The following is a 12467-nucleotide window of genomic DNA, read 5'->3' on the forward strand; positions in this document are numbered from 1 at the left end:
ATCAGCGCGCTCCCTTCTTGCGCTCGCGCGCCGCCGTCGCGCTCAGTTCGCCCAGCGTATTGTCGTCCAGCAGCTTGGCGTCCAGCATCGCCATGCGCTCCGCCTTGCGGGCCACCGGATTGGGCCTCGACACATCGGCGTCGACCTTCGCCTGCACCGCAGGCGTGCGCGGCGCGGGTTTGGCCAGTTTCTCGACATTGTCGGCGGCGTGCGCCTCGCGAATCACGGCGATGTCGCTGCGGATCTGGGTGGCGGCGGGGCTGGCGGGCGCTGCCTGCGGAGCGGATGGCAGGTCAGCGGGGGTTTCCACCATCGCGACCATCACCGGCGGCGCGACATAGTCCGGCCCGTTGGGCTGCACCCCGTCCAGCTGCGCCAGCGCGCGTTCGCCCGCCAGATATTGGCCAGCGGTCGGCGTGCCATACATGAAATCATGCTGGTTCCAGCTTTCCAGCTGCCGCATCGACGCGCGCGCGCTGAATTCCGTTTCCAGATAGCGAATATCCCCCTTCGCCCGCGCAATCTGCATCCGCACCTGCATCAACTCGTTGCGCTCGGTCGCGACCTTGAGCGACACCAGATAGGCACCCAGCGCGCCCAGCGCGACCAGCAATACCCAGATCAGGCTCTGCAACCTTTTGACGGCGATCATGCGCGGGGACTCCCGGAGGACGAAACAGGGGCAGATGTACGCACGGCACTACGCAGCGTGGCTGATCGGGCGCGGGGGTTGCGCGCCAGTTCAGCATCACCCGCGCGCACCGCCTTGGCGGGCTTGGCAAAGGTCGGCGCATCGGCGGCGCGCTTTTCGGGCATGTGGCGCGACCAGCCGCCTTCCCCGCCGCTGCGGTTGCGCAGGAACTGCTTGACGATGCGGTCCTCCAGGCTGTGGAAGCTGACGATGGCCAGACGCCCGCCTTCCTCCAGCAGCGCCTCGGCCGCCTCCAGCGCGCGCTCCAGTTCCTCCAGTTCGCGATTCACATGGATGCGGATCGCCTGAAAGGCGCGGGTTGCAGGGTCTTTCTTGTCATGCGGCTTGTGGCCCAGCGCGCGGCGAATGACATGGGCCAGCTGCCCGGTCCGCTCCAGCGGGCGCGCCTCGACGATCGCGCGGGCGACGCGGCGCGAACGTGGCTCCTCGCCATAGCGGTAGAGGATGTTGGCGATCTCCTCTTCCGGCGCATTGTTCAGGAAATCGGCCGCGCTCATCCCGTCCTGGCTCATGGTCATGAGCAGGGGGCCATCGGACTGGAAGGAAAAGCCACGGTCGGCCCGGTCCAGCTGCATCGAGGATACGCCAATGTCGAGCGTGATGCCCGACACCTTGTCGATCCCGCGTTCCGCCAGCAATTCCGCCATGCGCGAAAATTCGCCCGCGATCAGCGTGATGCCATGCGCATCGGCAACCGCCTGCCCTTCGCGGATCGCATCGGGGTCGCGATCCAGCGCATAGACCGTCGCCCCCGCCTTCGCCATTGCGCGCGAATAGCCGCCCGCGCCGAACGTGCCGTCCACATGAATCTCGCCAGGGGTGATGGCAAGAGCATGGAGCACTTCGTCGAGCAGCACGGGGATGTGCGGGGCTGTATCAGCGTCAGACAGGCTCACTTGCCGCCCTCCGCTGCGCGCGCGTCGAGCCAGCGCTTCACCTTGTTGCGGATCAGCGCCGGGCGATCGGGGCTTTCCACAAGGGCTTCGGGCTTCCAGATCTGGAAATAGCGGCCCACGCCATAGAAAAACGCCACGTCGGTGATGCCCGCTTCTTCCTTGATATCGGGGTGGAGGAAGAAGCGGCCGCCATCATCGAAATTGACGTCCTCGATCGTGCCGAGACGATTTTCGCGTTCCAGATCGCCGTTGAAGGGCCGGTTCGCCTCACGCGCCAGCCGTTCCAGTTCAGCGACTTCATCGAACAGGAAACGCTTGTGGGACAGGCCAAAGCCGGTGGCGCAGCCATTGTCCATGTGGACGGACAGGCACAGGCGATTTTCATCGCCGCTCGCCTGGCGAACCAGCTTGCGCATCTCCAGGGGCAACACGAAACGGCCCTTGCCGTCCGCGACGCTGAACGCGTTGCCCGAATAGAGAATGACATCCGACACGCTGGAAATTCGCCCCTTTCATGCGGGGCACAGGCCACCCGTCGCCGGAATCACTGGAATGACATCCGGCACGCAGGAATCGCCAACACCTGATTAACCCCAATTGCTGATTACCTACCAAGCAAGGGGCCAACTGAAAAGGGAAAAGTCGGGAGAAAGTGGGCTGAGCTGTTAGAAAATGGGTCTAACGGATTTTCCCCGGCTTTTCCAGCATATTTTCATGATTTGTTCTCATCCTCCTCATTGTTCAACTCGCTGTTCAGTCCGGCGGAACAGCACCATTCCCAGGATCGCCCATCCCGTCCCAAAGATCAGCGCCCAGCGTAGCCCTGTCACCACGTCGCCCGCCTCGCGAAACCAGTGACGCCCTTGTGCAATCGAAACACCCAGCCAGTGCCCGACCAATGCGGGCGTATCCGCCGCCCAGGCGCGCGGATCGAGCGGACTGGCCGGATCGGCGAGCCAGAGCCGGTCGTCGATCAGGTCGGCATCGCCCACCAGTACGACGCGCCCCTGCCCGATCCGGCAGCGCATGATCGCACTGCGCGGCGGGACGCAGCCCGGCTGCCTCCCCATAAATGCCTGCGTCCCGGACAGGGTGACAAGCTGCCCATCATCCAGAAAGTGGCGCGTCTCCGCCTCGTCCAGCCCGCCCGGCTCAACGCCCCAATGCGCCAGCAGCGGCGGCAGCAGATTGACCGATGGCGCGCGCCGACGGTCGCCGGGCGGCAGCACTGTCGGCCAGCGCAACAGCGGATCGGCCAGCACCAGCGCGGTGCCGCCTGCCCGTACCCAGGCGTCGATGGCTACCAGTTCCTCCGCCGTCATCGCGCGCGGCTGGGCCAGCAGCAAGGCGCGCGCACCCGATCCGGCCAAAGCACGCGGATCATCCAGCGGCCGCACCGTAAAGCGCGTTCGCAGCACAGTGATGATCGGCGCGTCGGCGCGCGCCCCTTCGGTCCAGAATAGCGGCAGCGCCGTGATCACCGCCAGCGCGGGCCGGTCGGCCACCGCCGTCAACGGTTGCGACGGACCGCGCCAGGCCAGCAACCCGGCCAGCACAAGCAGCCCGACCGCGATCAATCTTGTCCCGCCTTCGCGCAGCCCGCGGCTGCCGAACCCCGCCAGCAGCGTCATAAGCAGCAATCCCACAGCCGCCCAAAGATCGGGCGGACGCGCCGCGGCTATCGTGCAGAAAATCAGTGCCGCCCCGGTCGCGCCGATCGCGATCCATAGCAACCACCGCCACAGATTTTTCGCCAGCAACTGCCCCATCAGCGCCACCATCAGCGCAGCAGGCAAGGCCCATGTCCATGGATCGGCCTGCCCGCCCGATCGCCAGGCGCGCACCAACCCCGCCACCAACGCCGCAACAACGGGCAGAAACAGAGTCAGAAAGATCGTCAGGCGGCGCGGCACCTTCACCCGCCCATCATTCAACGCGGCTGCGGATCGCGGTCCATCGGCTTGCGCAGATTGGGATCGGGCTGAAGATCGGGCACGACAGGTGCCTGATCGGGCACCACCGGCGCCTGCTCCGGCGCGGGCTGCACGCCCAGTTCAGCGAGCGGATCCTTGGGCGACACGACATTGGTGGGGGCAGTGGACAATGTCGGCACCACTGGCGGCGGCAGCGCGGCATCGTCCTTGCGCGCCTTGTCGATGACGATATTGGCCAGACCCACCAGCAACACGACACCTGCCAGACCGGTCAGCCCGATCTGAACGCGCTGCAACCCTTCCAGTCGGCGGGGTGTTTCAGCCATGCCTGCGCTCATTTGTACATCGCCGCGACCCGTGTCGGCGCTCATGCAGTCTGCGCCAGCCAGGGAAAGACCGTCAAGCCCTTAGATTCAAGCCATTGCCGGTTGTATAGCGTCGACAGATAGCGAAAGCCGGTATCGCACAGGATCGTCGCGATCCGCTTCCCCGGCCCCAACTGCCGCGCCAGCGCCACCGCGCCCGCGACATTGATGCCTGACGAAAGGCCCAGGCACAGCCCTTCCTCCGCCAGCAGGCGACGGACCCACTCCAGCCCTTCCTCGTCGGAAATGCGGAACTGCGTGTCGATCGGCGCGCCTTCCAGATTAGCGGTGATCCGACCCTGCCCGATCCCTTCGGCAACAGAGCTACCCTCCGCCTTCAGTTCGCCACAGGCATAATATTGATACAGGGCCGCGCCGTGCGGATCGCTCAGCGCAATGGTGATGGCCTCATCCTTGGCCTTGAGGCCCAACCCCACGCCCGCAATCGTGCCGCCCGTGCCCGCAGCGCAGGTAAAGCCGTCGATCCGGCCTTCCATCTGGGTCCAGATTTCCTCGGCAGTGCCGACGATATGCGCCTTGCGATTGGCGATATTGTCGAACTGGTTGGCCCAGATCGCGCCTTCCGTCTCCTCCGCCAGCCTGCGCGAGGTGTGGACGAAATGCCCCGGATTGGAATAGGGCGCCGCGGGCACCGTCACCAGTTCCGCTCCCAGCGCGCGCAGCGTGTCCATCTTCTCGCGGCTCTGGGTTTCGGGCATGACGATGATCGTCTTGTACCCCTTGGCATTGGCGACCAGCGCGAGGCCGATGCCGGTATTGCCCGCCGTCCCTTCGACGATGGTGCCGCCGGGCTTCAGCAGCCCCCTCTCCTCGGCATCATTGACGATGAACAGCGCAGCCCGGTCCTTCACCGACGCACCGGGATTGGCAAATTCGCACTTGGCGAAAATATCGCAGCCCGTCGCAGCGGAGGGACCGGCAAGGCGCACCATCGGCGTATTGCCGATCAGCGCGAGACTATTGGATTGTAGCAGCATGGCGCACGCATAGCGGACCCCATACGCCTTTGCCAAGCAAGGGAATGATGCGCGGTCAAAAGAGGCGATTTCACCGCCGCGTTAACCCCCGCCCCTCACCTTGTCCCAACACGGCACAGGGCGGAATCGGGGGAGGAAGTGGAAAGGAAATGCGTCTATGGGCGGCATGGGCGACGGTGCGTCGCCGCATATGAAGGATCTGGACATGGGCGCGATCGGGTGGAAGGGACGCAGCGGCATCGTCGCCCTTGTCCTTGCCGCGCTCGTCGCACCGCGCTTCATTACCGCCGCCCCGCTCGACATGCTCGACGGGCAGCAGTCCCATGACGACCCGGCCGAAGAGGCCGCCGCCAACTTCCCCGGCTCGGCCTTCTTCTTTGCAGAAGGCGCTTTCGATCCCGTTCCCGGCGCGCAGACGGTGCAAAGTGAGCATGTCATGGGGCTGGACGAGGTGAAGGCCGCGCCCGCCGCCATCTTTCGCGGCATGACCGGCCTCGACAGCTATCGCGCGCTCAACTGCCTGACTTCCGCCATCTATTATGAAGCGGGCAACGAGCCGGACGATGGCCAGCGGGCCGTCGCACAGGTCGTGCTCAACCGCGTACGTAGCCAGCTCTGGCCCAATACGGTGTGCGGCGTCGTCTATGAAGGCTCCGAACGCACCGACTATAAATGCCAGTTCACCTTCAGCTGTGACGGCGCGATGGCGCGCCTGCCTGCCGCTGCCCAATGGGTGCGCGCGCGGCGGGTCGCGCAGGACGCACTGGCGGGCCGCGTCTACGCCCCGGTCGGCCTCGCGACCCATTATCACACGCTGGCGGTCCGCCCCGCCTGGTCGTCCAGCCTGCACCCGGTCGCAGTGATCGGCGCGCATATCTTCTATCGCAATCCCGGCTTCAACGGCACATTGGCGGCTTTTCGCACCCCCTATCTGGGGCGGGAAACCATCTCCGGTCCCGCGCACCGGGTCTGGCCGACCAAGCCGGTCGGGCCCGTGGAAGCATTCGCCGTGCCTGCACCTGTCGGCAACGCAATCGCCGCGAACCCATCGACGGGCTGGATCGCGCCCGTCGCCCGTCCTGCGCCATCCGCTCGCGAAGACAGCCTGCCGGAATCCACTATCCGCCCAGAATATCGCAACAGCGGCCGCCCGATCGTCTGAGCAGCGCCAACTTTTTTCAGGTTAACGCGCGCTGCACCAGCCAAATGTCTGGAATTACGCGGGATTAAAAAATGCATTTTTCCGGGCAGCGCGGGAACCGATCCGCGCCATTGTGGGTTCTTCACTTCGGATAGCAAATCTTTTGCCCCCCGCTCTTGCTATCCACATAATATGAGCCCGGAACGCCTCCCCCCCCCCCGACGCGTTCCGGGCTCAGATTTTTTGGGCGACCTTCCTGTTGAAATCATTAAATTTTTGATGGTCGGAACGCTTGTGTAAGAAGCGGGTTCTGTTCCTCGTCACCAACATGGCTCACCCCATATGGTCGCATGTTTCTCAAGGAGAGTTTCGATGACGAAAAAGATCCTCGCAGCTTTGCTGCTCACTGGTTCGCTGATGGTCGCCGCCTGCAACACCGTCGAAGGCGCTGGCCGCGACGTGCAGAGCGCGGGCGAAGCTGTGGAGAAGGCGGCGAATTGATCGCCGCCAGCAATACGACTACCCAACTCCCCTAGCATCGGCCCGCCCCTTAAAAGGCGGGCCGCTTTTTGTTCAGGTCGACGCTTCCTCGACCTCTTGCATATTGGCCTGCCGCCGGTCGGTGAACCAGATCGCCACGATGGTGATTTCGTACAGCAGCAACAGCGGAATCGCGAGCATAAGCTGCGACACGACATCGGGTGGCGTCAGCACGGCGGCCAGGATGAAGGCCGCTACGATCATGTAGCGGCGCAGGCTGATCAGCTGCGCGCGGCTGACGAAACCGGCCCGGTTGAGCAGCATCAGCAGCACCGGCATCAGGAAACTGATACCGAACGCCAGGATGAACTGCATCACCAGCCCCAGATAGGCGTCGGCGCTTGGCAAAGCCTCGACCTGCAAACCGCTGCTGTCGCCCTGAAATTCCAGAAAGAAATGGAAGGCAGTCGGCATCACCACGAAATAGGCAAGGCTCGCGCCCATCGCGAACAGAAAGGGCGTCGCCAGGATGAAGGGCAGCAAAGCCTTCTTCTCCTTGGCATAGAGGCCCGGCGCGACGAACGCCCATAGCTGGTTGGCGATGATCGGGAAGGACAGGCAGAAGGCCCCGAAAAAGGCGATCTTCACCTGCACGAAAAAGGCTTCGTACAGTTTGGTATAGACCAGCTTGCCGCCGCCATCGCCAAAAGCTTCCTTGAGCGGATGGACCAGGATCGCGAACAGTTCGGCGGAAAAATAGAAGCAGAGCGCGCCGGTCAGCGCCAGCGCATAGACGCATTTCAACAAACGGCCACGCAACTCGATCAGATGGTCGAGCAAGGGCGCCTTGCTATCATCAATATCGCCGATCATGCCGCCGACCCGCTCTTCTGGTCAGCAGCCGCTTCCCCGGCCAGATAGGGGGGTGCGTCGGCCGTCGGCGCCACGGGCGCGGATTCCGCTACGAAGGGCGGCGGGCCGTCCGGCGCGGCCTCAACATCCGGCGGCGGCAGCGCCTCCATGGCTGGAGCGGCGACCTCTGGCGGATGCTCTTCCATGATCCGCTTGTTCTGCGCGGCCCACTTCTTTTCCAGTTCCTCCAGCTCGACCTCTCGCACCATGGCGTCGAGACCAGTGCGGAAATGGCGCGCCATGCCCTGCGCCTTGCCGACGATCTGACCCACCTTGTAAAGCGCGCGCGGCAAATCCTTCGGCCCGATCACGATCACCGCAACGATGACGATCAGCAGGAACTCGGTCGAATCGATACCAAACATGCGTGGCTACCTTACCACCCGGCGCTTGAACGTCAGGCCTTGGTCTTTTCTTCGGTAGCGCCGGTCGCCGTTGTCCCCGCATCCTGTTCGGGCACGCGATGGCCCTCCAGCCGGGTTGCGGGCTTGGCCGGGGCGACATCGTCGTCATCGTCCGCCATGCCCTTCTTGAAGCTCTTGATGCCCTTGGCCACGTCACCCATCAGGCCGGAAATCCGGCCGCCACCGAACAGCAGCATGACGACCAGGAGCACGATCACCCAGTGCATCAGCGAGAAGGAACCCATTTCAAATACTCCTGTAAGGCAACCTATCTAGGCCACATCATCGTCATTTTCCAGAACGGATTGCCCGCCCAGACCCTCCAGCACCAAATCGACCGGATCGAGCAGCCCGGCCGCACGCAGATCGTCGATACCGGGCAAGTCCCGGCGGCTGCTAAGCCCGAAATGTGACAGAAAATCTACGGTCGTCGCATAGATGAGCGGTCGTCCCGGCACCTCGCGCCGTCCGGCGGGACGCACCCAGCCTGCCTCCATCAGTACGTCCAGCGTTCCCTTGGCCACCTGAACGCCCCTTATCGCCTCTATCTCGGCGCGGCTGACCGGCTCATGATAGGCGATGATCGCCAGCGTCTCCATCGCCGCGCGCGATAATTTGCGCGCCTCATCCTTCTCGCGCCGCAATATATGCGCCAGGTCCGCCGCCGTCTGGAAATGCCAGCGACCGCCCCGCTCCACCAGGTTGATGCCGCGCCCGGCATAATCGTCCGCCAATTGCCGGAGCGCCGCCGCCAGATCGCCCGCATCGCCGACATGCAGCCTCAATTCCGCAAGCGTCAGCGGCGCTTCGGCGACGAACAGCGCCGCCTCTACCGCGCGCAGATAATCGTCGGGTTCCCCCTTCATGCCCCCGCCTCCATGTCCGGCACCCCGGCGCGCAGAAAAATGGGCTGGAAAATCCCGTCCTGCTGGATTTCCAGCCGCCCCTGCCGGGCCAGTTCCAATGCCGCGACAAAGCTGCTGGCCAGCGCCGACTTTGCCTTGGCATTGTCCAGCCCGGCGGGCAGAAACGCCTCCAGCCGCGTCCAGTCAATCGCCGCGCCGACCAGCGCACCGACCCGCTGGATCGCCTCGTCCAGCGTCATGACTGGCCGCACCGCGATGGTGTGGACGACGGGCTGGGTCCGGGCGCGGATCTGCCCATAGGATTGGATGAGGTCGTAAAGGCTCGCCTGCCATTTGGCCTTGCGCACCAGCCGGAGCCCTTCGGGATTGCGCCGCACGAACACGTCGCGCCCGATCCGGTCGCGCGCCATCAGCCGCGCCGCCGCATCGCGCATCGCATGCAGCCGTTGCAGCCGCAATTGCAATCGCAGGGCCAGTTCTTCGGGACTGGGATCGGCCTGCTCCTGACGCGGCAGCAGCAGCGCAGATTTGAGATAGGCCAGCCACGCTGCCATCACCAGATAATCGGCGGCCAGTTCCAGCTTCACCTGTTGCGCGCCGTCGATGAACTTCAGATATTGTTCGGTCAGCGCCAGAATCGAAATCTCGCGCAAATCCACCTTCTGCGACCGCGCCAGCGTCAGCAGCAAGTCCAGCGGCCCTTCCCACGCATCGAAACTGACGGTCAGCGTGTCGGGGCTGGGAATGGCCGGGGCAATGAACAGGTCGTCCACGTCTAGTCCCTCCCGCATGGGCCAGGATTATGGCATATGAAACGGCCCTCTATTTCACCGTCATGCTGAACTTGTTTCAGGATCCATTTTTCCAGCTCACACAGTTGCTTGTGACGAGAAATGGATGCTGAAGTAAATTCAGCATGACGTTGGAGGGATAACCGAACGTCATGCGCAATGGTCGTCGCCCTATGGGAGGCATTTTCGAGTTCGCCCCTCAAGCCGCCACCAACCCCAGCAGACTGTCCCGCGTCGCCAGCAACTCCGCCAGTTCCGGCTGATCGCCGCCACGCTCGACCGACCCCATCGCCCGGTCGAGCCGCGCGCGCGCTACGTCCGTTATCTCCGGCAACTGGTCGGCAATGCCCAGCATGTCGTCCATCCGCCCCCAGCAGTTGAGTGCCAGATCGCACCCCGCAGCGACCACGCCCGCCGCCAGATCGGGGATGTTGCCCTGCAACGCCTTCATGTCCAGATCGTCGGACATGAGCAGCCCGTCAAAGCCGATCCTCGTGCGGATAACATCCTCGATCACGGTCGGCGACAGGCTGGCGGGGCGCTGCGCGTCCCAGGCGGTGTAAACCACATGCGCGGTCATCCCCATCGGCGCGTCGCGCAAGCGCTCGAACGGTTGCAGATCGCTCGCCAGCATATCGGCATCCGCGCGCACCACCGGCAATTCCAGATGGCTGTCCACCAGCGCCCGGCCATGGCCCGGCATATGCTTGACGATACCTACCACCCCGCCATCGGCCAGCCCTTCCAGCGTTGCCCGCCCCAGCGCGGCGACCCGCATCGGCTCGGCGCCCAGCGTGCGATCGCCCATGATGTCGCTTGCCCCATCCTGCCGCACGTCGAGCAACGGCAGCGCATCGACGGTAATGCCGACCTCCGCCAGCGTCAGCGCGATCGCACGGGCATTGGCGCGCGCCGCGGCGATCGCGCTGGACGGCGCGACGTCATAAAGCCGGTCGAACACCGCTCCCGCCGGAAAGGCAGGCCAGACCGGCGGCTGCATCCGCGCCACCCGCCCCCCTTCCTGATCGATCATGATCAGCAGGTCGTTACGCCCATGCAGCGCCCGCAATTCATCGGTCAGCGCGCGAAGCTGCGCCCGATCGATGATGTTGCGCCGGAACAGGATATAACCGGCCGGTTGTGAATCCGCGAAAAAAGCGCGTTCGTCAGGGGTCAGTGTTGCGCCGGACAGGCCGAAGATCACGGGTTTCATGCGGCAGATGGTAGCGCCAAGTCCCGCCCCTGTCGAAGGCGAATTGATGAACGGCGATCAGGCTGGCGCAGCCGCCGCCGACCTTTCCGCGTCCATCATCGCCTGCAACATGCGCCGCCCCTCCACCGCGTTGCGATCGGTCTTGATCAGCAGTTCGTCGGGATTCTCGCCGACGATCGCCAGCATCTTCTCAATCTCTTCAGTGGCGAACTTGTCCTCCTCCAGCACGGGCTTCAGATAATCGAACATGAAATCCATGCCCGCCACATCTTCGGACGCCATGGCGAAGAAATAGATACAGCTATGCGGCGTCGCGGGCGTGACGGCGTGATAGACCCGGCTCGTCACGATCATCTCGCCGGGATGTTCGGGGTGGTCCTGCGGATAGGCCATGTCGCCAATCCCGGCATGAAAGCCCGGCAGGTAGAAATCCATCCCCGTCACCCGGTCGATCTTGCCCGCATAGCGCCCGGTCGCCGCCATCACGGCAGGCGCGTCGGCATTACGGATATATCGGCGGCAACTCAGAAATCCGGGGCGCTTGACCAGTTCTTCAGGCGCCTGCGCATTTTCCACCGTGCCGATGCTGCTGGCGTGGAGGAAGGCAAGGTGCGACAGGTCGAGCAGATTGTCGTTGAGCAACTGGTAGCGCCCTTGCACCTCCTGCACATAGAAGGGCCGCGCCGTCATGCCCGCCGCAGTCACCCCGATCTCCTCCAGATCGGGCAGCAGCGCGACATCGGCCTTGTCCGCGTCCCCCATCCATATCCACGCCCACAGCCCATGCTCGACCAATGGATAGGTCGGGATCTTGTAGGCGCGCGGCACGACATCCTGCGATGGAATATCGACGCACCGGCCATCCGCGCCAAAGGCGATGCCATGATAGCCACAGACGATCGCATCACCCTTCAGACAGCTTTTGCCCAGGGGGAAATGCCGGTGCGGACAGCGCCCGCCGACCGCAACCGCCTCGCCATCTTCCTTGCGATACAGGACGACCGGCTGGTTCAGGATCGTCCGCGCCAGCAGGTCACGGCCAAGTTCGTTGCGAAACGCGGCAACATACCAGCCATTGCGAACGGCAAACGACCCTTCCCGAAATGGGTACATGGCATCTCTCCCTGACAAAGGCCGGCATCCTCGTCTGTCGCGATTGGTGCCGGGCCAGCTAAACTAACGATGTTAGTCTAACACTGTTAGGGAACAGGATCAAGGCCATGGATCAGCGCGTCCAACCCCTCGGCAAAGGCGGCGTCGATGGGCAATTGGGATTGGAGATAGGCCGCGTTCGGTCCCTGCGCGAACGTGGTCCAGCCAGTGACCAGCGCCTGCACCGACGCCTGCATCATCATGGCGCGCTCCGGTTCCAGCCCCAGCGCAATCAGGGGCGCGCTGGTCGCATCCTGCATCGCTTTGAGCACCTCGACCGGCTGCCCCGCCCCCAGGATCAAGCGCCCCGCGTCGCGCGTTGCATTCTGCGCCTGCCACAGCGCCTTGCCGAACGCGCGCAACCAGTCGCGCCAGTCGGCACAGGCCGGAATTTTCGACAGGCAATCTGCAAAGATGCTTTCGGCCAGCAGCGCCAGCAACATATTCTTGTCGGCGACATGCCAGTAGAGCGAGGGCGCTTTGACATCCAGCCGCGCCGCGACCTTGCGCAGGCTTAACTGGTCCAGCCCCTGTTCGTTCAGCACATCCAGCGCCGCCGCCGCGATCGCGGCGCGGGTCAGTTTCCGTTCGGTCATGCCCTTC

The 12467-nt window shown here is 64.2% G+C and carries 16 protein-coding genes; 2 read left to right on the forward strand and 14 right to left on the reverse strand.

From position 1 onward, the window contains the following. Position 1 precedes the first annotated feature (1 nt). From FE851_RS10010 to FE851_RS10035, 6 genes are all read right to left on the reverse strand, one after another. Positions 2–652, reverse strand: coding sequence for a hypothetical protein (locus tag FE851_RS10010; protein WP_019051524.1), 651 nt, complete (start codon positions 650–652; stop codon positions 2–4). Continuing rightward, positions 649–1608 carry a 16S rRNA (cytosine(1402)-N(4))-methyltransferase RsmH gene (gene rsmH, locus FE851_RS10015; RefSeq protein ID WP_017184118.1) on the reverse strand — a complete coding sequence of 320 codons (960 nt, stop codon included), beginning with the start codon at positions 1606–1608 and terminating at the stop codon, positions 649–651. Before rsmH ends, FE851_RS10010 begins: the two co-directional genes overlap by 4 nt. After that, positions 1605–2102, reverse strand: coding sequence for a division/cell wall cluster transcriptional repressor MraZ (locus FE851_RS10020; protein WP_107123718.1), 498 nt, complete (start codon positions 2100–2102; stop codon positions 1605–1607). Before FE851_RS10020 ends, rsmH begins: the two co-directional genes overlap by 4 nt. 240 nt (positions 2103–2342) lie before the next feature. Then, on the reverse strand, positions 2343–3542 hold the full coding sequence (locus FE851_RS10025) for a DUF4350 domain-containing protein (protein ID WP_145202075.1): 1200 nt from the start codon (positions 3540–3542) through the stop codon (positions 2343–2345). Further along, entirely contained in the window at positions 3539–3868 is a 330-nt protein-coding gene (locus FE851_RS10030; RefSeq protein ID WP_026002570.1) for a hypothetical protein, read from the reverse strand. Before FE851_RS10030 ends, FE851_RS10025 begins: the two co-directional genes overlap by 4 nt. Before the next feature lie 41 nt (positions 3869–3909). After that, positions 3910–4905: a cysteine synthase A gene (locus FE851_RS10035; protein WP_017184114.1), complete on the reverse strand. Its 996-nt coding sequence runs from the start codon at positions 4903–4905 to the stop codon at positions 3910–3912. Between the two features lie 157 nt (positions 4906–5062). Here FE851_RS10035 and FE851_RS10040 point away from each other — a divergent pair, with 157 nt between their 5' ends. Both FE851_RS10040 and FE851_RS10045 read left to right on the forward strand, forming a co-directional pair. Further along, a complete protein-coding gene (locus FE851_RS10040; RefSeq protein WP_145202077.1) occupies positions 5063–6067 on the forward strand; it encodes a cell wall hydrolase in 1005 nt (334 codons plus the stop codon). 351 nt (positions 6068–6418) lie between these two features. Beyond that, entirely contained in the window at positions 6419–6547 is a 129-nt protein-coding gene (locus tag FE851_RS10045; RefSeq protein ID WP_130752136.1) for an entericidin A/B family lipoprotein, read from the forward strand. 72 nt (positions 6548–6619) lie between these two features. Here the strand turns inward: FE851_RS10045 and tatC are convergent, their stop codons facing one another. From tatC to FE851_RS10085, 8 genes are all read right to left on the reverse strand, one after another. Further along, positions 6620–7399: a twin-arginine translocase subunit TatC gene (gene tatC / locus FE851_RS10050; protein ID WP_017184111.1), complete on the reverse strand. Its 780-nt coding sequence runs from the start codon at positions 7397–7399 to the stop codon at positions 6620–6622. Then, entirely contained in the window at positions 7396–7803 is a 408-nt protein-coding gene (gene tatB, locus FE851_RS10055) for a Sec-independent protein translocase protein TatB (RefSeq protein WP_130752135.1), read from the reverse strand. Before tatB ends, tatC begins: the two co-directional genes overlap by 4 nt. Before the next feature lie 32 nt (positions 7804–7835). Beyond that, the gene (locus tag FE851_RS10060; RefSeq protein WP_017184109.1) at positions 7836–8087 is read right to left on the reverse strand and encodes a twin-arginine translocase TatA/TatE family subunit; all 252 of its coding nucleotides are present in this window, start codon (positions 8085–8087) and stop codon (positions 7836–7838) included. Positions 8088–8114: 27 nt separating this feature from the next. Continuing rightward, complete coding sequence (gene scpB / locus FE851_RS10065; RefSeq protein ID WP_145202080.1) at positions 8115–8708, reverse strand: SMC-Scp complex subunit ScpB; 594 nt, start codon at positions 8706–8708, stop codon at positions 8115–8117. Continuing rightward, positions 8705–9481 carry a segregation and condensation protein A gene (locus tag FE851_RS10070; RefSeq protein WP_107123724.1) on the reverse strand — a complete coding sequence of 259 codons (777 nt, stop codon included), beginning with the start codon at positions 9479–9481 and terminating at the stop codon, positions 8705–8707. The genes scpB and FE851_RS10070 overlap by 4 nt, the downstream gene beginning before the upstream one ends. A 217-nt stretch (positions 9482–9698) precedes the next feature. Then, positions 9699–10712, reverse strand: coding sequence for a beta-N-acetylhexosaminidase (nagZ, locus tag FE851_RS10075; protein ID WP_145202083.1), 1014 nt, complete (start codon positions 10710–10712; stop codon positions 9699–9701). A 57-nt stretch (positions 10713–10769) separates the two neighbouring features. Beyond that, positions 10770–11825, reverse strand: a complete 1056-nt coding sequence (locus tag FE851_RS10080; protein WP_145202086.1) for a Rieske 2Fe-2S domain-containing protein — start codon at positions 11823–11825, stop codon at positions 10770–10772. An 86-nt stretch (positions 11826–11911) separates the two neighbouring features. Next, the gene (locus FE851_RS10085; RefSeq protein ID WP_145202089.1) at positions 11912–12460 is read right to left on the reverse strand and encodes a TetR family transcriptional regulator; all 549 of its coding nucleotides are present in this window, start codon (positions 12458–12460) and stop codon (positions 11912–11914) included. Positions 12461–12467: the final 7 nt, after the last annotated feature.

It is taken from the genome of Sphingobium sp. B2 (genome assembly GCF_007693735.1).
GTDB classification, from domain to species: Bacteria; Pseudomonadota; Alphaproteobacteria; order Sphingomonadales; family Sphingomonadaceae; genus Sphingobium; species Sphingobium xenophagum.